This window comes from Bacillus sp. JJ1773 (assembly GCF_036962035.1).
Classification (GTDB): Bacteria; Bacillota; Bacilli; order Bacillales; family Cytobacillaceae; genus Cytobacillus.
In genome coordinates this window covers 91,971-118,947 of sequence record NZ_JBALNX010000028.1, presented here as the reverse complement: position 1 = coordinate 118,947, position 26,977 = coordinate 91,971, and the positions used below count along the sequence as shown (strand labels likewise).

Genomic DNA, 26,977 nt, shown 5'->3' with positions numbered 1-26,977 from the left:
GTGACTACAGTGGATTTAATAGAAGATTTTTTTACAGCTGCCATTGAAGGAGATATTGAAACTTTAAAAAGCCTTTTAGAAAAAGGAATCGATATTAATGTAAGAAATAAGAAAAAGCAAACAGCTATATTACTTGCTGCCATTAATAACAAACTTGATACAGTAGAATTCTTGGCTAATGAAGGTGCAGATATTAACCTGCAAGATCAAACATGTCTGAATCCATTTTTATATGGTTGTATTAAAGGGGACTTAGCTCTAGTAACATTAATGATTAATCATGGTTCGGATTTAGAGTGTTTGACTCGTTTTGGAGGGGTTGGCCTTACACCGGCATGTGAAAAGGGGCATATTGATGTCGTTCGTTTCCTATTAACCACAACGGGCATTAATGTAAACCACACCAATTTTGTCGGCTGGACACCACTGATCGAGGCGATCATCCTTAATGACGGCGGACCAAAACAGCAAACGATTATCCAACTATTAATTGAACATGGTGCAGACCCGCAAATGGTTGATAAGTATGGGGTTACCCCTCTTGAACTTGCAAGAGAAAAAGGATACTCGGAAATCGAGAAAATATTATTAGAGGCTGGGGCAGAGTAATAACTTTAGTTTAAAAATTTTTGTCTTGCCTTGTTTTAATACACTATTTTTAGACTTGATAGAAGGCTGCGGGTGAATTCAGACTCGCAGCCTTCTTCGTCCTGGTTCAGACTTTCGCATATCGATATGGTCATAGCCAATCAAATGGTATAGTATTCTTAACATTAAAAGAAAGGATGATTAAAACATGGATATAAAGGTTGTTGCTATCACAGGTGCAGGAAGCGGGCTTGGTGCTTCTCTCGCCAAGAAATATTCTGAAATGGGCTGCCATGTTTGTTTGCTTGGAAGAAACGCTTTAAAACTGAAACGAATAGCTGAGCAATTAACGGGCAGTTATTCGATCTACGAGGCAGACGTTTCTTCAAAGAGGGAAGTAGAAAAAACGATGGCATCTATTAAGGAGGAAGTGGGCCCTATTGATTTATTAATCAATAATGCTGGTCTGGGTGTATTTGATTTGGCAGAAAATCTAACGGAAGAAAATGTGCATGATATGATTGATATTAATTTAAAGGGAACGATCTTCTGCACACAAGAGGTCCTGCCAAGCATGAAAGAGCGAAACCAAGGCCTTATTATTAATATTGTGTCGACAGCGGGAGTGGAAGGGAAAGTCACCGAGTCCGTTTATTGTGCGAGTAAATTTGGTGTACGGGGATTCACAGAGAGCCTCGCCAAGGAACTAAACGACACGGGTGTTCGAGTATTCGGTGCCTATATGGGCGGAATGAAGTCCCCGTTCTGGGAAGGCATTTTAACAGAAGAGAGAATGAAAAACCTGATGGACCCAGACGATGTAGCGGATGTTATCATTGAAAATGCAAAAGTTCGAAAAAACCTTATTGTCACGGAAGTTATTATTAAAAATAAAATTTAAGGGCTAAAAGGGTATATGGGATAAATGGACTCCAAAAGGTTAGGGTAACTGACTTTCTGGAGCCCTTTTTCATTTTCTATCCAAATACTTTTCTAACCTTTGCATCCACACTCGACTTTGTATGATCATGTATAAGTCCCCAGTAAAGAGCAATTTTCGCTGTGGACCACATCTTTTCTTCTTTCAACACATTGAGGATGGAATTGATCTTGAAAGGAACAAAGCGAAGGTCCTCAAGCTCCCATTTTCCAGAAATTCCTCTGCTGCGGTTTTGAACGATTTCCTCTGACGTTTCTTTACAGTATAGAACTCCAATGATATTCCACTGATAATATTCCTCATCCACTCCGTATCCAAGAAGCTTAATGTCCTGCTCAGATACAGTCAGCCCAAGTTCTTCTTTCGCACCTCGAATGGCTGTTTTATAAAAATCGGGCCCTTGACCGCTAGCATGACGATCCTGGGAAGGGTGAACAGCCTCCACAATCCCAATATCCAATTCATCAGGGCGTACCCCGCTATCTGGCGAACGTTTCGTTAAAATGGTTTGCCCATCTGCCGTCACTACAACCAGCGCAACGCCAAATCCATTAGCGATTTGCACAATAGGTCTTTTATGATTCGCATTTGCTAGGTACTTTTGCTTGATCGTTTGGCCATTAGGCAATATTTTGTTCAAATTTGTATTAATTGCTTTAAACGTATAGTAATCACTTGGAGTAAAAGTAAAAACAGCCTTCATATCCTCATTAATATTAGTCCGTAAAATCATATGCTTTTCTAGAGCATAAAGAGGTCCGTTCCAGCTGTGGTTTTCTCCATTTTGTAAATTCTGTTCTTGTATTCTTTCAATTTCATTCTTTAATTCTAGTAAATCCTCCTCGAAAATAGGTCTGCTTGAGGTCAGTCTTGTCTCAATATTCTCCGGAGCAAAGGTCATTTCCCCATCACCATCGCATACCACAAAAGAGGTCATTTCATTTCCCAGCGAAAAATAATAGGGATCCTGTACATCCTTTTCTTTAACAAAAAGCCTTCTGAAAAATCTAGTTATGGCTCTCCACATAGTTTTAAGTGGATCCTCGAATATAACGCCCAGCAATAAACCGACAATCCCACCAATTAACGCATCAGTCATTCGTCCTATGTCTCCCTTCATAATCCTACATAAAGTTTAATAAATGTGGATAAATGTGTAAATGGATATGGGAAGGAAATATGAATGATTAATACCTTTATTGATTTTGATAAGTATATTGATAACGAGGTAGACAGTTCCAGCTGAGCTTTGCGGACATCAGTTCCTTTTTAGAACCATCCTTAATATAAAATTTCAAACTAAATGGAGTGTAAAAAACTAGCACCTTTCCAATATTTACCCTATAGATAAAGTAAATAGATTGATAATTATTTTAAATTTGAATATTGACATTAATGTTAATATTATTTATTCTTTAGGTAATCGGTTACATGTTTGAGGAAAACATTATAGACAATCAAATTAATATATAAATTATTTTTTTTACTTAATAGGTAAACGGTTACATATATTTTATAGGGATGTTTGCTTTATATGGTACCGGTTTCATGAAGAGAGGTGACTTAGCTTGACTACCACAATAAGAGATGTTGCGAAATTATCGGGTGTATCTGTGGCAACAGTTTCAAGGGTTATAAATAAAAATGGATATGTTAGTGCGGAAACTGAAGCGAAGGTTCAAGAAGTAATGAAAAGATTGGATTATGAACCAAACCAACTTGCTAGGGGATTAACAGCAAAAAAAACGAAAACGATCGCTTTAATTGTACCGGATATTTTAAATCCCTTTTTCCCTGTTTTAGCAAGAGGGGTTGAGGATGTGACGAAGCTGCATGGATTTACGTTGATATTGTGCAATTCAGATGACTCAGGTGTTAAGGAGAAATCCTATATCGATATCCTCAGAAAAAAATATGTAGATGGAATGATTATTGCTTCAAATAATTTAGGGTTAAAGGAAATTAAGGATTTGGAACACTCCAATATACCATTGGTCGTATTGGATCGGGCGCAAGACATTGAAACAAATTGTGTGATACGGGTTGATAACTATGGTGGGGCAATAAAAGCAGTACAGCATCTGCTAGACGTAGGATGCAAAAAGATCGCTCATATATACGGTCCCTTGGAATATAGTACAGCCCGCGAACGGCTTGCGGGTTATGAGGACGTTGTGAAAAAGCAGCCTTGGTTTACACCCACTTTATTAGTACCCGGGGATTTCACAATTGACGGGGGAAAGAAGGCAACAGAGGACTTACTGCAACTACATCCGGATGTGGACGGCATTTTCTCAGGTAATGATCTAATGTCAATTGGAGTATTAAAACAATTACACAATTTAAATATCAAAGTCCCTGACCAAATTGCTGTTTGCGGCTTTGATGGTATAAACCTAACAGAAATTACCCAGCCGGAACTCACTACTGTAGCGCAGCCCATCTATGAGGCTGGAAAACTAGCAGCTGAGAATTTAATTGCCAGAATTAATAATACTAAAAAAGGGAACGAGGTAATAAATTTACCGGTTTCCCTCATTGTTAGAGATTCAACGAGAAAGAAGGTACAGGAGAAGAATGATATCTAAAATTGCAGTAGTTGGAAGCATTAATATGGATTTTGTTGTTCAAACGGACAGAATTCCGGTACAAGGGGAGACGCTCCTGGGAAAAGAAATAAGTTACTTACCCGGGGGGAAGGGAGCAAATCAGGCGGTAGCTGCCTCCAGACTTGGGGCTGAGGCTCGAATGATTGGGAGTGTTGGCAAGGATCTGTACGGCAAAGAGTTAATTTCATGCCTAAGCTCAAATGGAGTAGAGGTTTCGTCTATTAAGGAAATTGAAGGCTTGTCTACCGGAACAGCAATTATATTGTTAGCTAATGGGGAGAACAGCATTATTGTCATTCAAGGTGCAAATGAAAAATGTTTGCCGGAGGATATTGATCGTAACATTGATGTCTTAATGGAATCAGATATTGTTCTGATCCAAATGGAAATTCCTATGGAAACTGTCTGTCATACTGTTAAGATAGCAAATCTCTTAAATAAGACTGTTATTTTAAATCCCGCTCCTGCTCAGCATATTCCGGAAGATATTATGGCATGTGTGGACATCATTACACCAAATGAAACCGAGCTTGACATTCTTACAAGTAATTGGGCAGTGGGGAATGCTCTAGAAAGTAAAATGGACGCGCTGTTATCGAGGGGGGTTCGGAATGTAATCACCACGCTAGGTTCAGAAGGGGTTGCATATAAGGGTGATGGGCAAAGCTTCCAAAGGATACCGAGTTATAAGGTGCCGGTCAAGGATACAACCGGTGCAGGCGATGCATTTAATGCTGGGTTAGCCTATGCAATTGGCCAAGGCAAAACCATTTTAGACTCAATAGAATTTGCCAATAAAACAGCAGCATTGGCCATTGGGAAATCAGGTGCATTATTAGGTATGCCGAGCCTAACTGAGGTATTAAGCTTTCAAGAAAAAGGTTAGTAATCCTCAATAATTCGTTCCCTTTATTCACTAGTGATTTCAACTATATAAAACTATAAATCAATTAAATATTTAAGGAGAGTGTGTTACAAATGAAAATACTTTTTATCGGAGAATCTTGGATGGTTCATATGGTTCATGTAAAGGGGTACGATTCCTTTGAATCAACTAAATATGAGGAAGGTGCTACATACTTACTTAATTGTTTAAGAGATGCAAATGTAGAAGTAGATTATATGCCCGCTCACGAGGTCCAGGTACGCTTCCCAAAGAAACTAGAAGTGCTTCAGCAATATGATGCGATTGTTCTTAGTGATATTGGAGCGAACACATTCCTGCTGCAAAACTCTACATTCTACCAAATGGAGATTATTCCAAATGCATTAGAGTTGCTGAAGGAATATGTTGCTCTTGGCGGAGGCTTGTTGATGATCGGAGGTTATCTATCGTTCATGGGCATTGAAGGCAAGGCAAACTATAAGAATACAGTTCTTGCAGATGTCCTTCCTGTTGAAATGCTTGATAGAGATGACCGTGTAGAAATGCCGCAAGGAGTACGGGCTGAAACGATTAAAGAACATGCGATTACAAAGGGTATGGCAAATTGGCCAAACTTCCTAGGATACAACCAGTTTAAAGCGAAGGATGGAGCAGAGGTTCTCGTTAACATTCAAGAGGATCCCCTTCTTGTAGTGGGTGAATATGGCAATGGGAAAACAGCATGCTTTGCAAGTGATTGTGCACCGCATTGGGGTCCAAAGGAATTCATGGAGTGGGAGCACTATCAGCCACTATGGGTCCGGATTTTAGAACATATCAAAAAATAAAAACAGTAAGTTGGTGATGGACATGACAGTGGAGGAAGTCGTTCGGGAAAATAAAGATGAATATATAGATTTTTTGTCAAAATTGGTGCAGACAGATACCCAGGTCATTGGACACGGGCTGCTAGGCGGGAATGAGAAGGCCGGGCAGGAAATCATTAAAGGGAAGCTATTGAATCTCGGTTTTGAAGTTGATGAATTTTTGGTGGAAGATGAAAAGATCAAAAAATATCCCGGAGCCAATTTAGGCCATAATAATGCTGATCGTCCCAATGTTGTCGGAACACTAAAAGGAGCAGGAGGTGGTAAATCCCTCATTTTAAATGGTCATATTGATACGATGCCTTATGGAGACCGAGAAAAATGGTCACATGACCCCTTTCTAGGACAGGTTCAGGATGATGTTCTATATGGACTTGGATCTACTGATATGAAAGCATCTTTAGCCGCAATGGTTATGGCGGCACAAACCATTAAAAAAATGGGCTATCAATTGAAAGGTGACTTAATCATCCAATCAGTAGTCGATGAGGAAGGTGGAGGCAACGGAACGCTTGCATGTGTAGAACGTGGTTATACGGCTGATGCTGCAATAGTCGGAGAACCCACTCAATTACATATACAGCCTGCACATATGGGTTTTCTGTTTCATGAGATTGTTGTAGAGGGCCACAGTCTTCATTCCAGTCAGCTTTGGGAAGGCGTTAACGCAATTGACAAGGCATTCAAGATTTATCAAGGATTAAAGGATCTAGAGCACCATTGGCTTATGACAGAGAGGCACCCGCTATTGCCAGGCCCTACAATCAATCTAGGAGAAATAAAAGGGGGGATAGCCGGGTCTGTTGTTCCAGGCTCTTGCACATTAAAAACATGTCTTCACTATCAGCCTAATCAATCTGAAACGTATGAACAAACGAGAGAACGTGTGAACAGAGAAGTGATTGAAGCAATAGAAAGAGTGGCTAAAGGGGATGAATGGTTAGAGAAGCATCCTCCTAAGGTGAGTGTCTATCAGGAGGGTTATCCTTTTGAAACACCGATTAATCATCCTCTTGTTGACGAAATGAAGAAAGTCATAGAGGAAGTGTTAGAGGAAGAGGCAGTGATTGAAGGGATGCCGGCAGGATGCGATGCTCGTTTGCTTGCTGGGTTTGCTGACATACCAACGATTATTATTGGTTGTGGTGATCCAAAGCAGTGTCATTGTGTGAATGAATCTGTACCAATTTCCCAATTTTTATCACTAATCGAGATTTATGTTCAATTCATCATTTCATGGTGTGGTGTAGAATCTATAGATTAAAAAACTACTAATTTATTTGGAGGGGAAAAAGTTATGAAAAAAACATTGTTTCTTATTTGTTTGTCCATGTTACTAGTTTTATCCGCTTGTAGCTCAGGGGAAAAAGCAAGCTCTGGTAAAAAGGATGATGGAAAAATAACGATTGGCGTTACAACAGCTACGCTTCGCCACCAATTCTTTATTGATATTGATAATGGAATGAAAAAGGCTGCAGAAGAAGCGGGAGTAGAATTGTTAGTTAATGATCCTAACCTGGATTTAGCAAAGCAAGTTTCTTCTATTGAAGATTATATGCAAAAGGGTGTAGACGCTCTAGTCGTTTTAGCTGTAGATAATGCTGGGGTTGTTCCTGTCGTTGAAGAGGCGAAGGAAAAGGGAATTCCGATTATTACCGCAGATGCAGTAGTAGAAAGTGAAAGTGTAGATACTTTCATTGGAACGGAGAACCTCGAAGCGGGTAAACAAATAGGGGAATATTTAAAGAAAGAGATCGAAGCGAAGGGAAAAGGTGTAAAGATCGCAGTTGTTACACATGAACAGTCTTTCGTTCAAAAACAAAGATTAGAAGGTTTTAAAGAAGTATTAAAGGATATGGGAAATGTAGAAATTCTAAATAGCCAGCCAGGTTACGATCGTCAAAAATCAATGGCAACTGTAGAAAATATTCTTCAAGCTAATCCAGATATTGATTATATTTACGCTACTGCAGAAAATAGTGTGCTAGGTGCGTTGGCTGCACTAGAATCAGCGAACAACAAGCATACAAAGATCGTTGGTTTTGACGTAACAGAAGAGGCAGCAGAAGGAGTTCGCAGTGACTATATTCTAGCTATGATTCAGCAGCAGCCTTTCAAAATTGGTGAAGAGTCCATTAAAGCTGCTCTTGAGGCTATTAATGGAAAAGAACTAGATAAAAATATTAGTGTGCCAGTAATTTTAATAGATAAATCAAATGTAGACGAACATTTCAAAAAGTAGAACAGGGAGATTTTCTCCCTGTTTTCTCACCAAACCAAGGGGGGAGTATGTAAGTGAACTCACCAATCATAGAACTGGAGAATATTACTAAGGAATTTTCCGGTGTGAAAGCACTTAAAGGTGTATCTCTGACTGTTTATCCTGGAAGTGTTCATGCGCTTGTTGGAGAGAATGGAGCAGGCAAGTCTACCTTAATGAAGATTCTAACAGGCGCCTATTCAAAAACGAGTGGGGAAATTCGATATAAAGGTGAAATCATTGACAATATGGATCCTAAGGCTTCAAAGAAAATCGGGATTCATTGTATATACCAAGAATTAAACGTAGCCAATTTCTTAACGATTGCCGAAAATGTCTTTCTCGGCAGTCAGCCAACTAAAAAAATGGGTTTTATTAATTGGAATTACATGAATGATAAGGCAGCGGAAATTTTTAAATCGCTTCAAATTAATCTTAATCCGAAACAATTGGCAAAAGAAATTAGTATTGCACAAAAACAGATGATTGAAATTGCTCGTGCGATTTCTCAAGAAGCCAAAATACTGATAATGGATGAACCTACTTCATCATTATCTGAAAGAGAAACAGAAATTCTGCTGTCTTTAGTAACCGAACTCAAAAATAAAGGTGTAAGCATCTTGTATATATCCCATAGAATGGATGAGATTTTCAAAGTTTGTGATACTGTTACTGTTTTAAGAGATGGTACTCATATTAAAACCTTGCCAATGAGTGAGGTCAAGGATGTAGACCAACTCGTTGAATTGATGGTTAATCGAAAGATGGATGATTATTTTAATAAAGAGGAAGTTCCTATCGGAAAGCCTGTATTAAAGGTGCAAAACCTTTCAAAATCAGGAGTACTTAAAGATATTAACTTTGAATTACGAAGTGGTGAAATTCTAGGAGTCGCCGGTTTGGTAGGCTCAGGAAGGACAGAAATCGCCCAGGCGCTATTCGGCCTGTTAAAAATAGATACGGGTGAAATACTGATCGACAATCAATTAACAAAAATTAATAATCCAAGCGATGCCATCAAAATGGGGATAGGGTTTGTTACAGAGAACCGCAAAGAAACAGGGCTGATTCTAAAGCAAACTGTAAGGGATAATATATCCCTTCCGAACTTAGGCAAGTTTACAAAGGGCCTCCTTATTAATAAAAAGACAGAAAAGGCAGTTTCAGAAGATTATAAACAAAAGTTAAATATTAAGGCTAGGACAATAGAACAGAAAGTGTCTACGTTAAGTGGTGGAAATCAGCAGAAGGCGATTATTGCTCGCTGGATGATCCAAGAACCAAGAATCCTTATTCTAGACGAACCATGCCGTGGGGTTGATGTAGGTGCAAAGGCAGAAATCTTTGCCCAAATTAGTAATCTTGCAAAGCAGGGAGTCGGGATTATCATGATTTCTTCTGAGCTATCAGAGATCATTGGCATGAGTGATCGCACAATTGTCATGAGAGAAGGGGCAATTGCTGGCGAACTTAACAAAGAACAAATAACGTCAGATAACATATTAAAATTAGCCTTTGGAGGTGGAATAGGTGCTTAATAATACATCAACAAACATGAACTTGGATCAAAACACACAGAAAACAAGCTGGAAACAAAAGCTTTATGTTCTCTTCGATAAGGGAAGTACGACTATCGGTTTAGCTTTGCTTATCATCATTATGTCTATTATTACAACTGACTTTTTGACAGTCGATAATTTGCTTAATGTCATGCGTCAATCCGCCGTATTATGTATTATGGCTGTAGCAATGACCTTCATTATTATTACGGGAGGAATTGATTTAAGTGCAGGGTCTCAGCTGGCTGTAAGTGGTGTAGTAGTGAGCGGACTCATTGTTTCTGGTGTACCGATTCCACTTGCCATTCTTATTACTATATTAGTAGGCGGGCTAATTGGACTCTTTATGGGAACTGTTATATCTAGGCAGAATATTCCACCGTTTATTGTTACTTTAGCGATGACAACCATTTTAAGCGGTATTGCTTTTGTATATACAGCAGGGACCCCGGTTGTTATTACTGATGCGGGATTCCGAGAAATTGGGCGCGGGTATCTTGGCCCCATTCCAACAGCGATTATTATCATGATTATTGTAGCCATTCTTGGACATGTTTTGTTATCACATACTCGTTTTGGCAGAAATGTTTATTCGATTGGTGACAATGAAGAGGCTGCCAGATTATGCGGTATTAATGTGAAATGGGTGAAGACGGGTGTTTATGTTTTGGGAGGAGCTGTTACCGCAATCGCTGGTATCGTTCTTGCTTCTCGTTTATCCTCAGGTTCACCAAATGCAGGTACAGGATCTGAATTAGATGCAATCGCTGCTGTTGTATTAGGCGGGACTAACCTGTTCGGGGGCGAAGGAAAAATAGCGGGAACCTTAATGGGTGTAGCGATTATTTCTATTCTGAACAATGGATTAAATTTATTAAATGTTTCTTCCTATAATCAATTAATGATTAAAGGTGTCGTAATCTTATTAGCAGTATGGCTTAATTCCATTAAAGCAAGAAAAAATGCGAGTGTGTAGGTGATATTAATGAGTGGTGGTATTTTTCCAGAAAAGAAACATGTATTAGAAAATTTATTTAATGTACGAAAACCAATTATAGGTATGGTTCATTTGAAACCGCTGCCTGGGGCTCCCCATTACAAAGGCGAAAGTATGGATGAAATCATCGAGTTTGCTCTTGAGGATGTTCGCCGTATGGAAGAGGGCGGAGTAGACGGATTACAAATAGAAAATGCATGGGATCTCCCTTTTCCGAAGCCCGAGGATTTCAGTTTTGAAACGGTTGCAGCCATGACTGCAGTAGGGGTTGAAATTCGTAAAGCATCTAAGCTGCCGCTTGGTGTAAACTGCTTAGCTAATGCAGTCGTCCCAGCTATTGCGATCGCCAAAGCATGTGATGCTAAATGGGTTAGATCGAATCAATGGGTTAATGCTTACGTGGCTAACGAAGGAATCGTTGAAGGGGCCTCAGCAAAAGCCATGAGATATAAGTCAAATCTCTTCGGTGATGATATAAAGGTTATGGCCGATGTTCATGTAAAGCATGGTAGTCATTCCATCGTTGCTGACCGCAGCTTGGCAGAACAAACACGGGATAACGAATTCTTTGATGCTGATATTTTAATTGCTACTGGAAACCGAACTGGGGATGAAACTTCACTAGATGAACTCATTGGTATTAAGGAGTCTGCTAGTTTATCAGTTATTATTGGAAGTGGAATGACGACTGACAATGCCAAGAAGATTCTATCTATTGCGGATGGCGCGATTGTAGGAAGTTTCCTTAAGGAAAACGGAAACTGGTGGGAAAGGGTAGACATCGAAAGAGTCAAACAGTTTATGGATCAAGTAAACTCACTCCGGTAGAATAGGGAGTCTTTAACATGGTAAAAGTTGCGGTACATGGATTTATTAATGTGGATTTAATCGGACTGATTGATGGATTTGCAGACATTGATCAAGAAATGGAAGGCAAGGAATTACAAATAGCCCCAGGTGGATCGGCAGCAAATGTTGCTGTCGGTCTTTCGCGTTTAGGGGAAGAAGTTTATTTCTTAGGGGCAGTCGGTGAAGAATCCTATACTTCTTTTCTATTAAATAGTCTCGAAAAGGTCAAACTTGACTATATTCAAAGAATACAAGGAAAGACCTCAGGTACTGTTATGGTGCTAGTAAACAATTCGGGATTAAGAACGATGTATACTTTTCCAGGGGCAAACTCTCATTATGATGCCGATCTGGTCCCAAAGGCATTTTATGGAAATATTAGTTTATTGCATATAAGCAGTCCTCTTATACATCTAGCACCCTCGCTATTTAGACGGAAAGAAACTTGTCCCGATCTACAAATTTCTTTTGATCCTAGTACTTTATTGACAAAGAAAGGGTTGTCGTTTTTGGAGCCATTGTTGTCAAAAACAGATATTTTATTCGTCAACCGCTCCGAATTAAATGATATGTTTCCGAATCGAGATCTGGATCAATCTATCCAGTCGCTCCACGCTTTAGGAGTGGGCAAAATATTTGTTAAATTAGGAAAAGAGGGTGCACTGTCTAGTTTTATCACTGAAGGAAGCAGCTATCATCAGCTTGTCCTGCCATCAATAAAGGTTAATCCAGTTGATTCAACTGGTGCAGGTGATGCCTTTGCTGTAGGTGCCCTATATGGAATCATTCGAAATTGGTCGCAAGAAGAGATCTTACGGGCGGGGATTCAACTGGGGGCTAGTGCCGTTTCTGAAGTTGGTGCAAGAAAAGGTCTGCCGCATTTTCTAGAGAGGGAAGTGTAGCTAATATGGATATCCAAAAGGTATTTAAATATGTTGACAAAGATGATGCTATCCAGTTTTTAAAGTCATTAATCCAGATCAATACGATTAATCCTCCAGGCGGGGAAAAGGCACTTGCGGATAAAATTAGTCAGCGGCTTGAAAATACTGGTTTAATGGTACAGGCAGATATAGTAGAAAAAGATAGGGAAAATTTAATTGTTTCATATAGCAATGCAGAAATTTCACCTGACGATTCAAAAAGGCTGATATTCAGTGGACATTTCGATATCGTCCCAGTCGGGAATGTAGAATGGACCTATCCGGTGTTTGAAGGAAGACAGGACGGTGAGCGGATATATGGCCGGGGCTCATCAGATATGAAAAGTGGTGTAGCCGCCATGATCATCGCAATGGAATGTATCGAAAAAGCAGGAATTAAATTGAATGGTATCCTTCAATTTGTAGGTACTGTCGGGGAAGAAGTAGATTGTCTAGGTTCTAAAACTGTTGTCAAAAAAGGTCAAATTGATCAAGCTTCGGCGATTGTTATTAGCGAACCTACTTCAAATCAACCCGTTATTGCACACAAAGGTGTATTGTGGTTGAAAATCTCTATGTTTGGAAAAACAGCCCACGGTTCAATGCCTTTGGAAGGAATTAATGCAATATTGGCAATGAACCAATTTATGAACGAATTGAATAATTACATTCTCCAATATGATGAACATGAAATATTAGGAGGCTCCACGTTGAATATTGGAATGATCAATGGGGGCGTTGGGACGAATGTCGTTCCAGACGAATGTTCCATCACCATTGATATTCGAACTGTGCCAGGACAATCGCATACAGAAATTACGGAGAATATCAAACAGCTGGCACAAAAGGTATCTGAAAAAATGAATGTGTCGTTTGGAATAGAGGTACTGAATGATATGGGCTGTGTCTATACTCCTGCAGACGATCCTTTTATTGAATTAGGGATTAAAACAGCTCAAAGCTTGAATAGTAAGGAAGATCTAAAGCCGGGCGGGGTTAACTATTATACTGATGGATCTATTTACAAGGCACACCTGCCCGAAGTTCCTATATTAATTTATGGACCGGGAGAACCTAAACAAGCCCACCAGCCTGATGAATGGGTTGAAATTCAAAAATATCTCGACTCCATTCAATATTACATTGCCCTAGCCATTGATTATCTAGGGGTCCAAGAGGGTGCAAATAGTGCCTTGGACTCTGACGGAGACTAAGAAGGAGAGGATAAGCTTTGGAACTAAAAGTTGTTGTGATCACAGGTGCCGGCAGCGGACTAGGTGCTTCTCTGGCTATAAAATATTCTAATATGGGCTGCCATGTATGTTTAATAGGAAGAAGAACTTCCAAACTTGAAGAAACCGCTAAACAATTAACTAACAGCTACTCTATTTACGAGCTGGACGTGACGTCCAAAAGTGCGGTAGAAAAGGTAATGCGGTCCATTAAGGAAGAAGTGGGCCCCGTTGATTTATTAATCAATAATGCTGGCCTCGGTGTATTTGATTTGGCAGAAAATATATCAGAAGAACATGTGCATGGCATGATTGATATAAATTTAAAGGGAACGATTTTCTGCACACAAGCAGTCCTGCCAAGTATGAAAGAACGTAACCAAGGCATCATTGTAAATGTCGTGTCAACGGCTGGAATTGAAGGAAAAGTCACCGAGTCCGTCTATTGTGCGAGTAAATTCGGTGTACGGGGATTCACAGAAAGCCTTAACCTTGAACTAAATGACACTGGCATTCGGGTGTTCGGTGCCTATATGGGCGGAATGAAATCACCATTCTGGGACGGCATTTTCACAGAAGAGAAAATAAAGGACTTCATGGATCCAGACGATATAGCGGATATCATCATTGATAACGCTAAACTTCGAAAAAATCTGATTGTAACGGAAGTTGTTATTAAAAATAAAATTTAGTAGGGCGGAGTGGGTATGAAGTGGGTTTTATTATTCTTATACTAAGGTAAGTGGCTGACCCTTTAGTATTTTAAACCCACGTATCTACTCTACATAAAACACTAGGACGGTTCCCTATTTCTTTGAGGAAATGCAGGAAGGTTCCGGTGTTTTGTTTCCTAGATTTAGTAAATTGGTCTTCTGCCTAGTCACCTATGCTTGCTGCGATAATTATCAAACTCCAAACGACCGTCCTCAAAGGGAACTACAAATTTAGCCCAACGGTTCAGATACACCCTTAAGAAACTTCTCAAATGTATTCAAATTTTCTTTTGGAAATCTAGAAAGGGTTTTGACTATCCAAAAGTTCCTTTTTATAGTTATTCCGGAAATAGCCAATTGTTTTAATGACCCCAACTTAAGTTCTTTCATAACTGAAAGCTTTGGAAGAATACCAACACCTAGTTCTGCTTCGATTGCACTTTTAATTGCCTGAGTACTTCCAAGTTCCATACGGTAATTTATTTTTTCTAAAACGTTATTCACACTGAATACGTTTTCTATAATAGTGCGTATTCCTGCGTTTTTCTCTCTCCAAATCATTTTTTCTTCAGACAATTCCTCAATGTCGATTTCACTTTTGTCTGCCCAACGATGATTTGCAGGGATAACAAGTATAAGCTCATCTTCTGCAAACTTTTCTACATGGAAGTCTTGATTTGTAACGACGCCCTCAACTAACGCGATATCAATATCGTTATTTTCTAATTTTGATAAGATACTCGGTGTGTTGCCAATTGATAAATTAAATCGTAAGTTTCTATTTATCTTTTGAAAATCACCTAGTAACTCTGGTAGTAAATATTCCCCTATCGTTAAACTAGCTCCTATGTTAAAGGTTAAATCTTTTTTATAAATAATATGTTGAATAGCCTCGTGAGATCTATTGAAGCCTTCAATAATTTCTTTAGCATATGGAATTAATGCTGCACCTGCATCTGTTAAGCACAACTTACCGCTAGATCGGTCAAATAGAGAAGCACCATAATAATTTTCCAGTTGTCTTATTTGCTTTGTAACTGCAGGCTGCGAAACAAAGCTGACGCGTGCAGCTTTACTAACACTTCCCTCTTCAACTACTCGGCAGAACATCTTTAAATTTTCAATATTCATATAATCCTACCTTTCATCATTTTTATGAGTACTCCTTTTAGGATTACTCTCCTAGTTACTTCAAGTTATAGCATATAACAATTATCTATTAGTTGAATATTTAAAATAATAATATAATTAACTATATAGTAAGTTTGTAACTCATGACAAGTCTTATCAAATAAGAGGTTGGAGGGGAGCTAGAAAACCGGTTCACATTTAAAAAACAAAATTACTTGAAAAGGGGAATTGTTAATATGAATATTAAAGACTTACCTAGAATCAAATATACTGAAAATCCTACACCGATAGAATATTTGGGGAATTTTTCAAAAGCCCTTGAGGGACCCAATATTTTCATAAAAAGAGATGATTTGCTTGGTTTAACTTTAGGTGGTAATAAAACAAGAAAGTTAGAGTTTTTAATGGCAGATGCAAAGGAGAAAGGTGCGGACACTATCATAACATGTGGAGCTGTACAATCTAATCATTGCAGACTTACATTATCTGCAGCGGTTAAAGAAGGATTAAAATGTGTTTTGGTGCTCGAAGAACGTGTGCCTTCAAGTTACAATCCGCAGGCTAGCGGTAATAATTTCCTCTTTAATCTATTAGGAGTTGAAAATGTAATCGTTGTTCCTGGTGGTTCAGATATGTTAAATGAAATGAAAATTGTCGCAGATGAATTGGCTGAAAAAGGAAGAAAACCTTATGTTATCCCAGGTGGCGGTTCTAATGAAATTGGCGTTGTGGGATATGTTGCATGTGCGCAAGAAATCATAGAACAAACTGCGAACAGTGGATTAAATATTGATTATATTGTTGTTGCTAGCGGTAGTGGTGGTACTCATGCTGGATTACTAACCGGTTTATTCGGAGAAGGCTGCCAAATACCTATAATTGGCATTAATGTAGGAAGGGCAGAGGCTGCACAGAAGCAGCTTATTCAGAACTTGGTATCAAAAACAGCTAAATTCATTGGATTAGAGGAAGAAATACCGAATGAATTAGTGGTTTGTAAAGATAATTATGTTGGACCCGGCTACTCCTTAGAGACCAACGAAATGATCGAAAGTGTACAATTGCTTGCCAGAACAGAAGGAATATTATTAGATCCTGTATATACGGGTAAGGTTATGGCGGGCCTCATTGATCATGTAAGAAAGGGTTATTTTAAGAAGAATGATAATGTGCTATTTATCCATACGGGAGGATCTCCTGGTTTGTTTGCATATGAAAGTACTGTTTTACAGAATATTAATAAAAAAATATTATCCTAGCAATTTAGCAAAAGGTCGTAACAGTAGTATGTAAATTCAACAACCTTTTACGACCTTTTACAACATTCTTGGTGTGATCCAATCAAATCTATCTGTTAAATGAGGGGGTAAAATATTGATTAAGGATAAACGATTGGAAATGTATGGAGGTTTTTGGGGCGGGGTTGCACCACTTTTCTTTTTAATTGCGATTTTAATTTGGTTGTCGGTAGGAGAAAGAGGGGGAACAGCTCCTTTCTGGGCAGCTGGATGGCTAGCAATTGCTTTGTCTTTATTTTTAGCTAAAGATAAAGAGCACTATTGCAAAGCAATTATGAGGGGAATAGGTAATGAGAATGGAGTAGTAATCGTAACGGCTTGGCTGTTTGCAGGAGTATTTGGTCAGTTGATGGTTGCTGGTGGGCTCGTGGAAGGATTATTATGGTTCGGACTAGAGACAGGTGCACAAGGTGCAATGTTTACATTATTAGCATTCATCGCTGCTTCCTTATTTGCATCAGGTACTGGTACAGGAACAGGAACAGTTATTTCACTAATTCCCGTGCTATACCCAGCTGGAATTTACTTAGGTTCTGACCCAGCCATGTTAGCAGTTGCCATTCTATCTGGTGCTGCTCTTGGAGATAATCTTGCTCCAGTGTCAGATACAACGATTGTTTCAGCATATACGCAAGGTGCACAAATGAGAAATGTAGTTAAAAGTAGATTTCCGCTAGTTATAATAGCCGGAATAATAGCAGCAGTCATCTTTATAATATTTGGTGGTGCGGGAGGTAGTGCTACCCAGCCAACTATTGAAGTTGAAACAAATATTCTTGGACTAACAATGTTATTAAGTATGGTTATTGTCATCATTGCCGCATTTGCAAAACGCCATATCATCGAAGCCCTTATTTACGGAAATATAAGTGCGATGGCCATTGGATTATTGAATGGAAACTTGAAATTAGCTGCTATTTTCAGTCTTCCTGCAAAGCGTGGTGAAAGTACAGGGCTTATCCAAGATGGAATAAGCGGGGTAACAGGTGCAATCATTTTCGCTTTATTAGTTTTAGCGATTACGCAGATTGTTATTGAAAGCGGTGTCATGGATTCGGTATTAAAATGGGCTCTTAATAACATCGTTAAAAGTGTAAGGCAAGCTGAGTTTTCTATTCTATTTGTAACATTCCTTGTTTCTATACCGATTGCAGCCAATGCTCCGGCAATACTGTTAGTTGGACCAAGCTTTGTCAAATCTATCGGGGAGAAATTCAAGTTATCAGCAGAAAGAACTGCTAATCTAATGGATTGCGCAGTGTGTTCAATTTTTTACATGATACCATGGCACATTATTGTAATCGTTTGGTATGGTGTGCTAACTACTGCATCACAAGAATGGAACTTGCCTTTACCTTCAATTGGATCCGCATTTTTGCACCCATATGGATGGGCGATAATAGCTGTACTGATTTTCTCCGTAATCACTGGTTGGAATCGAAAATTTGCAAACTCAGAAGAGGAGAAAAGTGATCCATCCATTAAAATGACAATTTAATATATCTTCCAAATGAAACTATAGAATTTAATAGTTTTGGTATTTTACGGGGGAAATTACCAAGTACGGTTTATGCGGAGCGAAAAAGACTTCATACAGGTAATTTGCCCCGATTTTTGTTTATGTACTTAACAAGTGAAAGGTTTATGGAGGGAGGAAAAATGAGTATAGACTTAGTGTTAATCCTCTTTTTGATTGGCTTCTTTGGTTCATTTTTATCAGGAATGCTTGGTATTGGCGGTTCCATTATTAAATACCCTATGTTGTTATACATCCCGCCTTTGTTAGGTTTAACAGCCTTTACGTCCCATGAAGTTTCGGGTCTTAGTGCGGTGCAAGTTTTTTTTTCAACTATCGGTGGGGTTTGGGTGTTTCGGAAAGGAAACTATTTGAATAAGGGACTTATCTTTTATATGGGAATAAGTATTGTTATAGGTAGTTTTATCGGAGGATATGGATCAAAGTATCTTGAAGATAATTTTATTAACATTACATATGGTGTGTTAGCAACAGTAGCAGCAGTAATGATGTTTTTCCCAAGAAAGGGAACGGAAGATATCCCGTTAGACCATGTAACCTTTAATAAATTTATTGCTTCAGGAGTATCCTTTGTAATTGGTGTTGCAGCTGGCATTGTTGGTGCAGCTGGTGCATTTATTCTTGTCCCTGTCATGTTAGTTGTTCTTAAGATTCCAATGAGAATGACAATTGCAACCTCATTAGCTGTCACCTTTATTTCTTCTTTTGGTTCAGTAATTGGTAAATTAACAACGGGGCAGGTTTTGTTTTTGCCAGCCATTATTATGGTCATCGCTAGTCTTCTGGGTGGACCGTTTGGAGCAAAGTGCAGCAAAATGGTGAAAGTCAAATCATTACAAGCTATTTTATCGATATTAATTTTGGCAACTGCAGTAAAGATTTGGTTTGATATTTTTTCGTGATTGTTAATAGAGGTAGGGTTTGAAATCCGGGTGCCAGACCACTGCTAGGTAAATAACTTTAACGTTGTTGACACCTTTCCATAATCGTGGGTTTGTTCACCTTATAAATTGAAGCATATTTGTTTATAGAATGCTTTCCTTCTAAAACGCCTTTTAGGTCCAAAGAAACTTAAAAGGGGTATCCAAAGCCAGAAGTCAACTTTTGGATGCCCCTTCATAGTATTATAGTAATCCTTCATTGACCATCGTTAAAATATCACTTTCCGCTTGTAAAATATCTTTTTCAGCTCTATTGGCGATTTGTTCAGCAGCTTGTTGCGCCTCAGTAATAGCAGCTGTTTCATCAATGGTGAGGATTTTTCTATTTTCCATAATCACTTGGCCATCAATAATAGTAGTTTCTACTTCGTGTCCTCGTGCAGAATAGACTAGGTTTGGAACGATATTCCTAATTGGCTTTGTGTAGACTGGGAAGAAGGATGGGTCTTGTAAATTAATTATGACCAGGTCCGCTTTTTTTCCTTTTCGGATCGATCCGACTTCATGATCAATTCCCATTACTTTTGCTGCTTCGATGGTTGCCATTCTTAAGGCCATGGTGGCATTAAATACTCTTGGATCAGCTAATTTTACTTTGTTTAAGATTGCTGCAAATTTCATTTCATTTATCATGTTGTTGCAGTTATTGCCTGGAGCTTGGTCGGAACCTAAGCAAGCTACACCGCCTGACTGTAGGAAGTGGTAAACAGGAGGGACTAGACCATCAATAATCCCGATACTGCCGGAGCAATAAACCATGCCGGCACCGCTTTTAGCAACTTTTTCAGTTTCTTCATTTGTGGCTTCGGTTAAATGTACAGCAATTAATCTATCATTTAAAAACCCATGTTCTTCAAGGAAATCAATCGATCTTTTGCCGTAACGTTTAATCATCTGATCAATTTCTCTATCACCTTGAGCAACATGCATGTGAAGTTTAGTATCGAATTTATCTCCATACTCTTTGATCTCATTAAGTAGCTCCAAACTCATCATATCAGGACCATGCGGACCTAAAATGGCTGTAATTCTTCCATTTTCAGTCCCATGATGTTTTTCAAATAATTCAAGGTTTCTTTTCAGCTTTGTATTTCCGATAGATGGATTGAAAGGATATAGTTCCCCAACAGGTAAATCACCCACGTTATCCGGAATTTCATTTACGAGTTCAGCAAGGCGGGCCCTTGCACCAATCTTTTTGTAATTCTCAACAATTAGGTCCATTCTTCCATCGTAATCACAAAAGGTTGTTGTTCCAGATTTAATTCCTTCAATAATATTGACCATTGATCCTTTAACGCTTTCTTCTGGTTGCAAATGCTTTTGAAACGGCCAAAGTCCCTTTTGCATCCAGTTTGACATATCCTGAGCGACTCCTCGGAAAATAGCAATTCCTGTATGGATATGGGCATCAATAAAACCAGGTGTTACTAATTTGTTTGTTGCATCTATAATTCTATCAGCTTTATAGTTTCTTTTTATTTCATCGGTACTCCCAACCTCTTCAATAAGGTTTCCTTTAATGGCAATGGAACCATTTTCTATAAACCCTACACCTTTTCCTTCCATTGTAAGTATATGTGCATTTTGTATAATCAGATCAACTTTCAATCCACTTCTCTCCTTTTTACATACTGATATTTAATGAATTTCGCGAATGCTTAGCTTTCTTATTTAGGAGATAGAGAGCTATAAATGTTGTAAATGCTGTAGTAATGATTCCTAACCAGCCGACTGTTGCACCGGCTACAATAAAACCTATTAATGTACAGACCGCGATTAATACCGCATAAGGAAGCTGAGTTCTTACGTGTTCAATGTGATCACATGCTGCACCAGTTGAGGCTAGGATGGTTGTATCTGAAATAGGTGAACAATGATCGCCGAACAAACCTCCGCTAATAACAGCCCCAATGATAAGTGGGATATGGATGTCCATCGTGACCGCCATCGGAATGGCAATCGGCATCATAATCGCAAATACGCCCCAGGAGCTCCCTGTTGCAAAGGCAATTAAAGAGCCAAGTAAAAAGATTAAAGCAGGGACAATAAATGAAGGCAAGTAGTCACCGACAATGGAAGACATATAGGCACCTAACTCCATTTGACCTGCAATTTTTCCAATGGACCATGCCAACACAAGAATCATTGGAACAATCATTAAATTAATGATTCCTTGCGTGAACTCATCAAAAGCAGACTTAACCGTATGAAGCTTGGATGCCACGGATATCACACCTGCACCAATAGAACCTGTTAAAAATCCACATGAAATGGCTAAAACAATATTTGCATTAATAAATGCACCTCTAAACCCATTTTCAACTATATTTCCTGTCCAAAAAATAACGGTAAAAATCGTAATGAATAGGAGCAGCATTGGAATTAAGAATTGATGGAATTTAAATGTATATCCTTCTGGAAACTCGTCCGCCTTTTCAGTAGCTACCAATGGCTTGTCATTTTCTCCTATCACTTTACCAGTCTCAATCGCTCTTTTTTCTGCATGATACATAGGGCCGATATCCAGTCCAGTATTGATTACATATAAAACACCAATCATCGCAAATAGTCCATATAGGTTATAAGGAATCATTTGAATAAATAATGTCCAAGGGTTGTCCGTTAGACTTAGTGCCGTAATTTGAGTTGCAATAAGTCCGGTAATGAAAGGACCATAACTGCTGATAGGTGACATAGATGCAAGGGAGCACCCCATTGAGTCCAAAATGTAGGCTAGCTTAACTCGGGAAACGTTTAGCTTATCTGTTAATGGTCTCATAATCGTTCCTAGGATAAGAACTGGCTCTGTATAAGAGAATAGAAATGCACTGCCCCATGTAACATTTTGTGCCTTTCTTCGTGTGTTTACTTTTTTCGTGGCCACTTGAGCAAATGCTTGGGCAGCCCCAGTTACTCTTAAAATATGAATAAATCCTCCCGCCAAGCTGACTAAGATTAGTAGCCCTGCATTCCATGGATCGGCAATGGAGGGAATCATATAATCAGAAATACTTTTTGCAAATCCTGACAAAAGATTCCAAGAATTAATGATGGTGGCTCCTACCCATACTCCAATAAATAGAGATAAAATGGTCTGTCTTGTTAGTAAAGCAATTACAATGGCAACTAATGGCGGCAATAGTGATAAAGCTCCAAATTCCATACATTTTCCCCCTGTATAAATTTTTTTTAGATAAATACTCCTCATAGTGCTGAATATTTTAAAAATTTAGCCTATGCAAAAAATATAACACAATAAATACAAAATTCAATAAAAATATTAACTATATTTATATTTTGTTAAATCATATTGTGGTTTTGCGTGTGTCATTATGGAATTAAGTACAAAAAAACAGAGAAGGCTGCCGAAAAATGTTTCAGCAGCCTTCTCTGTTTTTCAATTAATGGGCTCCCAAGGAGTGCCTGTCCAAATAGCAACCGCAGGAAGATTTCCTGGATTTCGAAAAGCGTGGGGATGCGTACTGTCGAAATAAATACTATCTCCTTGTTTCAGCAGATATGTTTTATCGCCAATAAGGACCTCTAATTCTCCCTGTATGACAACTCCGCCTTCTTCTCCATTATGAGGGTAAAATTGGAGTTCCTCTCCCTGATCGGGGCTAACCGTAATTTCAAAAAACTCAATTTTCCGTCCAGTAAGAGGAGCTAATACTCTGTATTGAACATTTTTATGTCTCATCTTGAGTATCTCTTGCTCGTCCCGTCTAGATACGATAACGGATTGTTTTTCAATACCTTCAAAAAAGTAGGATAGAGATACATCAAATAAAATACTCAATTTCCACAATGTATCAAGAGAAGGCTTTGCTTTTCCTCTTTCTAATTGAGAAACCATACTTTGACTTAATCCAATTTTTTCCGCGACTTCGTCTACAGTTAATAGGGACTTCTTCCTTATAGAGCGAATTTTTTCTCCTATTATTTCGACCGGAAGTTCAGGTCGAATTAAACTGCTGTCCATTATTTATTCCGCCCTTCCGGCAACTTTTATGTAGGTTTATCTTTCGTACAAAGGTTTATTATGGCGATTAACCTCTTAAGGAAAATCAATCTTTAGTATTTTAAATATTCTCAATTAGTATACCATACAGTTTCGAAAAAGGGACAATGGTGACACTTTTAAAATATTTACCGCAAAAATAGTATTATTTTTATATTTTAGTATTTTTATCATCTCCTCTAAAAGTTTGTTATTATTAATCTACTAAATTTAAATATTCTGACTAAATTAGAAGTTGAATGGTTGAAAGGAGAATAACCATGTACAAATTATTGATTGCCGATCGGGATAATAATGAACGAACTGGTCTTAATTGGCTAGTTTCCTCTTTTTCAACTCCCTTTCAACAGGTATTTCACGCAGCATCTGTTGAGGAACTAATTGAAATAACAGAAAATAAGCTTCCTGATATTGTTATTGTTGAATTAGATATGATCCCTAACAAGCTTTGGGACACATATAAAAAGATTTCCGAAAAATATGGGCATGAGATTATTGTGATGACCATGGAAGCAACATTTGATCGTGCTGCTCAAGCAATTGAATTAGGGGCCAGGGATTTTTGGCTAAAGCCGAACTCCCCAACGCAAATAAAAAGAACCTTGCAGAAGTGTATTCATAACTTAAAAAAGAATAACGTCAATAAACCGCAAGAAAATTCTAGCCAACCGCATGTACTCTCCTATCATTCTTTATTTCTGGAGAATGAAGTGGAGGGAAGAGATTTTCACTTAATGATGCTGCAAACAGAAAGCCGGAATGAAATCAATAATTTACTATCATTTGTGGAGACCTATGAATTTCAATATCAACCAATCCTATTTCCGGTGAGTGATTGCTTAATTTGTGTCTTTACTATTGAAGGGGATTTACTTAAACAGGAGGCACATCGAATCCTTAGAACATGGGAAGAAATAAGGCATGATCCAATCGCGATTGTTATTAATGATGATACATCAAATGATCTGTCCTTAAATGAAAAATATCTTCAGACTAGACAGGCTATGGAGCTGACCTTTTTTAAAGGCTATCGACAGATTCTGCATTTTAAGTCAGTCAGCAAGTGGGTGCCAATTGATGTATTTTTAACACCGGCAGAAATTAGAACATGGATTGAAATGTTAAATAGTTCATCTAAAGATGGAATTAGAGATTGGATGTATAAAGAATTTTTAAATCTATCTGAGCCTTTTCCCGAGCCTGGATTACTTCGCTCCAGAATGACAAGTATACTAGCCCAAATTCATCGTTTTATGAAAACATACAATCTAGGAAATGAACGAATGATGAAACTTTATCATCAATTGTTTACTTCCATTTTATATGGTCCTGTTTTAAATAGAATTGTTCAGGAAATGCTTTTGTTTATTAATGAAGTTATTGATGAAGGTAAAAAACAAACAGATTTAAGTCGTATTGATGTCATTGAGCAGGGGATTATGTATTTGGAAAACCACTATGGCAATTCAGAATTATCGTTAGATAAGGTTGCTGAATATGTGAATAGAAGCCCTGCTTATTTAAGCAATTTATTTAGTAGAAAACATGGTACCTCTTTTAGACAAATATTGACCAATATTCGTATAAATAAGGCACAGCGTTATTTAATTGAAACGAATTTGTCCATTCAAGAAATTGCCGAGCGAACCGGCTTTACCACCTCAAGTTACTTCGGGAAAATATTTAAAGAAGTAACTGGAACTACTCCAAGGGAATTTAGAACCTCAAGAGACCGCACTAAAGTTAACTTAAATTCTAAAGAAAATAATAAAAGCTAAAAAAATTAATATTATTTACGAGAAGTAGAGAAAATCTATACTTTCAATTCTTAAAAATGTATCTAATTTCTAAAATATTCTGTCTATTTTATCGATTTCACCTTTCATATAATTTATTTAATCTAATACGGATGAATTAGATAAAACCATAAAGAGGGTGAAATGGTGAAATTGCAGCAAAAAAATAAACGAATTGTAAAAAACTATAAAGGGACTGAATTGAATACAAAAGGATGGGAACAAGAAGCAGTCCTTCGAATGTTAATGAATAATTTAGATCAAGAAGTGGCGGAATATCCAGAAGATCTTGTTGTTTACGGCGGGATTGGAAAAGCAGCGAGGAACTGGGATTGTTATGATGCGATTGTTGAGACATTAAAGAAATTAGAATCTGATGAAACCCTGCTTGTCCAATCGGGAAAACCGGTAGCGGTCTTTAAAACACATAAGAATTCTCCAAGAGTACTAATTGCCAATTCTAATTTAGTTCCGGCTTGGGCAAATTGGGAGAATTTCCATGAGTTTGATCGAAAAGGGCTGATGATGTTTGGACAAATGACTGCTGGTAGCTGGATTTATATTGGAAGCCAAGGGATTGTACAGGGAACGTATGAAACCTTTGCAGAATGTTCGAAGCAGCATTTTAATGGCAGTTTAAGGGGTACTATTTCTGTAACAGCTGGTCTAGGGGGAATGGGTGGTGCCCAGCCTTTAGCTGTCACGATGAATGATGGAGTCGCCATAGCTGTAGAAGTTGACCGAACACGGATTGAAAAGCGGATTCAGACTCGATACTTAGATCGGATGGTTGAATCACTAGATGAAGCCATTGAATTGGCAATGAATGCGAAACGGGATGGAAAGGCACTTTCTATTGGTTTACTTGGCAACGCTGCAGAAATTTTACCAGAAATGGTGAAAAGAAATTTCATACCTGATATTGTTACAGATCAAACATCCGCGCATGATCCATTAAATGGCTACTTACCAATCGGGATGACATTAGATGAAGGAAAAGAATGGCGAACGGAAAATCCAGATGAATATGTTAAGCGTTCAAAAGCAAGCATGGCTGTTCATGTTGCAGCAATGCTTACTATGCAGGAGCGAGGTGCTATTGCATTTGACTACGGCAATAATATTCGTCAGATTGCAAAAGAGGAAGGTGTCGAAAAAGCATTTGATATTCCTGGGTTTGTCTCGGCTTATATTCGGCCAAAATTCTGTGAAGGCAAGGGTCCATTCCGCTGGGTTGCTTTATCAGGAGACCCGGAAGATATTTATAAAACGGATGAAGTCATCTTAAGAGAATTTGCCGATAACAAACATATATGCAAGTGGATTAAAATGGCACAGGAAAAAATTCAATTTCAAGGACTCCCTGCACGAATATGCTGGTTAGGATACGGGGAAAGAGCGAAATTTGGAAAAATAATTAACGATATGGTTGCAAGAGGGGAACTAAAAGCTCCAATTGCTATAGGGCGAGATCATTTTGATTCGGGATCAGTTGCTTCCCCAAACCGTGAGACCGAGGGGATGAAGGATGGCAGTGATGCAATAGCGGACTGGCCAATCCTAAATGCTTTGCTTAATACAGCAGGTGGGGCCAGCTGGGTTTCATTCCATCACGGCGGAGGGGTTGGAATTGGTTACTCTCTCCATTCAGGGGTTGTGATTGTTGCCGATGGCAGTAAGGAAGCGGAACAACGTCTAGTAACCGTTTTAACGAATGATCCGGGAACGGGTGTTGTCCGGCATGCAGACGCAGGTTATGAGATTGCGATTCGAACAGCTAAAGAAAAAGGAATTCATATTCCAATGCTTCAATAGATAGTTTACTAAA

23 protein-coding genes are annotated in these 26,977 nt (G+C 38.5%); 18 read left to right on the top strand and 5 right to left on the bottom strand.

Annotated elements, in window-relative coordinates:
• Window positions 1-609, top strand: coding sequence for an ankyrin repeat domain-containing protein (locus tag V7127_RS07535; protein WP_335344071.1), 609 nt, complete (start codon window positions 1-3; stop codon window positions 607-609).
• A gap of 187 nt (window positions 610-796) precedes the next feature.
• Window positions 797-1,489: an SDR family oxidoreductase gene (locus tag V7127_RS07530; protein ID WP_335344072.1), complete on the top strand. Its 693-nt coding sequence runs from the start codon at window positions 797-799 to the stop codon at window positions 1,487-1,489.
• 76 nt (window positions 1,490-1,565) lie between these two features.
• On the opposite strand, the gene V7127_RS07525 is transcribed toward V7127_RS07530, so the two are convergent.
• Window positions 1,566-2,627, bottom strand: a complete 1,062-nt coding sequence (locus V7127_RS07525) for an NUDIX hydrolase (RefSeq protein WP_335353451.1) — start codon at window positions 2,625-2,627, stop codon at window positions 1,566-1,568.
• Between the two features lie 469 nt (window positions 2,628-3,096).
• Here V7127_RS07525 and V7127_RS07520 point away from each other — a divergent pair, with 469 nt between their 5' ends.
• From V7127_RS07520 to V7127_RS07470, 11 genes are all read left to right on the top strand, one after another.
• On the top strand, window positions 3,097-4,116 hold the full coding sequence (locus V7127_RS07520; RefSeq protein ID WP_335353450.1) for a LacI family DNA-binding transcriptional regulator: 1,020 nt from the start codon (window positions 3,097-3,099) through the stop codon (window positions 4,114-4,116).
• Complete coding sequence (gene rbsK, locus V7127_RS07515; RefSeq protein WP_335353449.1) at window positions 4,106-5,023, top strand: ribokinase; 918 nt, start codon at window positions 4,106-4,108, stop codon at window positions 5,021-5,023. Before V7127_RS07520 ends, rbsK begins: the two co-directional genes overlap by 11 nt.
• Before the next feature lie 92 nt (window positions 5,024-5,115).
• On the top strand, window positions 5,116-5,850 hold the full coding sequence (locus V7127_RS07510) for a glutamine amidotransferase (RefSeq protein ID WP_335353448.1): 735 nt from the start codon (window positions 5,116-5,118) through the stop codon (window positions 5,848-5,850).
• A gap of 22 nt (window positions 5,851-5,872) precedes the next feature.
• Entirely contained in the window at window positions 5,873-7,153 is a 1,281-nt protein-coding gene (locus V7127_RS07505; RefSeq protein ID WP_335353447.1) for a M20 family metallopeptidase, read from the top strand.
• A gap of 33 nt (window positions 7,154-7,186) precedes the next feature.
• Complete coding sequence (locus V7127_RS07500) at window positions 7,187-8,131, top strand: substrate-binding domain-containing protein (RefSeq protein ID WP_335344078.1); 945 nt, start codon at window positions 7,187-7,189, stop codon at window positions 8,129-8,131.
• A 53-nt stretch (window positions 8,132-8,184) separates the two neighbouring features.
• Window positions 8,185-9,687: a sugar ABC transporter ATP-binding protein gene (locus V7127_RS07495; protein WP_335353446.1), complete on the top strand. Its 1,503-nt coding sequence runs from the start codon at window positions 8,185-8,187 to the stop codon at window positions 9,685-9,687.
• Window positions 9,680-10,684: an ABC transporter permease gene (locus V7127_RS07490; RefSeq protein ID WP_335353445.1), complete on the top strand. Its 1,005-nt coding sequence runs from the start codon at window positions 9,680-9,682 to the stop codon at window positions 10,682-10,684. The genes V7127_RS07495 and V7127_RS07490 overlap by 8 nt, the downstream gene beginning before the upstream one ends.
• A gap of 9 nt (window positions 10,685-10,693) precedes the next feature.
• Window positions 10,694-11,533, top strand: coding sequence for a BtpA/SgcQ family protein (locus V7127_RS07485; protein ID WP_335353444.1), 840 nt, complete (start codon window positions 10,694-10,696; stop codon window positions 11,531-11,533).
• Window positions 11,534-11,550: 17 nt separating this feature from the next.
• Entirely contained in the window at window positions 11,551-12,456 is a 906-nt protein-coding gene (locus V7127_RS07480; protein ID WP_335353443.1) for a carbohydrate kinase family protein, read from the top strand.
• Window positions 12,457-12,461: 5 nt separating this feature from the next.
• The gene (locus tag V7127_RS07475) at window positions 12,462-13,691 is read left to right on the top strand and encodes a M20 family metallopeptidase (RefSeq protein ID WP_335484566.1); all 1,230 of its coding nucleotides are present in this window, start codon (window positions 12,462-12,464) and stop codon (window positions 13,689-13,691) included.
• 17 nt (window positions 13,692-13,708) lie between these two features.
• Window positions 13,709-14,401, top strand: coding sequence for an SDR family oxidoreductase (locus V7127_RS07470; protein WP_335353441.1), 693 nt, complete (start codon window positions 13,709-13,711; stop codon window positions 14,399-14,401).
• A 252-nt stretch (window positions 14,402-14,653) separates the two neighbouring features.
• Here V7127_RS07470 and V7127_RS07465 read toward each other — a convergent pair whose 3' ends face one another.
• Complete coding sequence (locus tag V7127_RS07465; protein ID WP_335484564.1) at window positions 14,654-15,553, bottom strand: LysR family transcriptional regulator; 900 nt, start codon at window positions 15,551-15,553, stop codon at window positions 14,654-14,656.
• A 236-nt stretch (window positions 15,554-15,789) separates the two neighbouring features.
• On the opposite strand from V7127_RS07465, the gene V7127_RS07460 reads away from it, so the two are divergent.
• The 3 genes from V7127_RS07460 to V7127_RS07450 all read left to right on the top strand — a co-directional run bounded on the left by V7127_RS07460 (window position 15,790) and on the right by V7127_RS07450 (window position 19,290).
• Window positions 15,790-16,812, top strand: coding sequence for a D-cysteine desulfhydrase (locus V7127_RS07460; protein ID WP_335484562.1), 1,023 nt, complete (start codon window positions 15,790-15,792; stop codon window positions 16,810-16,812).
• A gap of 115 nt (window positions 16,813-16,927) precedes the next feature.
• The gene (locus V7127_RS07455; protein ID WP_335484560.1) at window positions 16,928-18,349 is read left to right on the top strand and encodes a Na+/H+ antiporter NhaC family protein; all 1,422 of its coding nucleotides are present in this window, start codon (window positions 16,928-16,930) and stop codon (window positions 18,347-18,349) included.
• Between the two features lie 161 nt (window positions 18,350-18,510).
• Window positions 18,511-19,290 carry a sulfite exporter TauE/SafE family protein gene (locus V7127_RS07450; protein WP_335484558.1) on the top strand — a complete coding sequence of 260 codons (780 nt, stop codon included), beginning with the start codon at window positions 18,511-18,513 and terminating at the stop codon, window positions 19,288-19,290.
• A 222-nt stretch (window positions 19,291-19,512) separates the two neighbouring features.
• Here V7127_RS07450 and V7127_RS07445 read toward each other — a convergent pair whose 3' ends face one another.
• The 3 genes from V7127_RS07445 to V7127_RS07435 form a co-directional block, all read right to left on the bottom strand.
• A complete protein-coding gene (locus V7127_RS07445) occupies window positions 19,513-20,940 on the bottom strand; it encodes an amidohydrolase family protein (protein ID WP_335484556.1) in 1,428 nt (475 codons plus the stop codon).
• 16 nt (window positions 20,941-20,956) lie between these two features.
• Entirely contained in the window at window positions 20,957-22,495 is a 1,539-nt protein-coding gene (locus V7127_RS07440; protein ID WP_335484554.1) for a Na+/H+ antiporter NhaC family protein, read from the bottom strand.
• A gap of 234 nt (window positions 22,496-22,729) precedes the next feature.
• Window positions 22,730-23,314, bottom strand: coding sequence for a helix-turn-helix domain-containing protein (locus V7127_RS07435; RefSeq protein ID WP_335353431.1), 585 nt, complete (start codon window positions 23,312-23,314; stop codon window positions 22,730-22,732).
• 299 nt (window positions 23,315-23,613) lie between these two features.
• On the opposite strand from V7127_RS07435, the gene V7127_RS07430 reads away from it, so the two are divergent.
• On the top strand, window positions 23,614-25,131 hold the full coding sequence (locus V7127_RS07430; RefSeq protein ID WP_335484552.1) for a helix-turn-helix domain-containing protein: 1,518 nt from the start codon (window positions 23,614-23,616) through the stop codon (window positions 25,129-25,131).
• 162 nt (window positions 25,132-25,293) lie between these two features.
• Window positions 25,294-26,964, top strand: coding sequence for a urocanate hydratase (gene hutU / locus V7127_RS07425; protein WP_335484550.1), 1,671 nt, complete (start codon window positions 25,294-25,296; stop codon window positions 26,962-26,964).
• The last annotated feature ends 13 nt before the right edge of the window (window positions 26,965-26,977 follow it).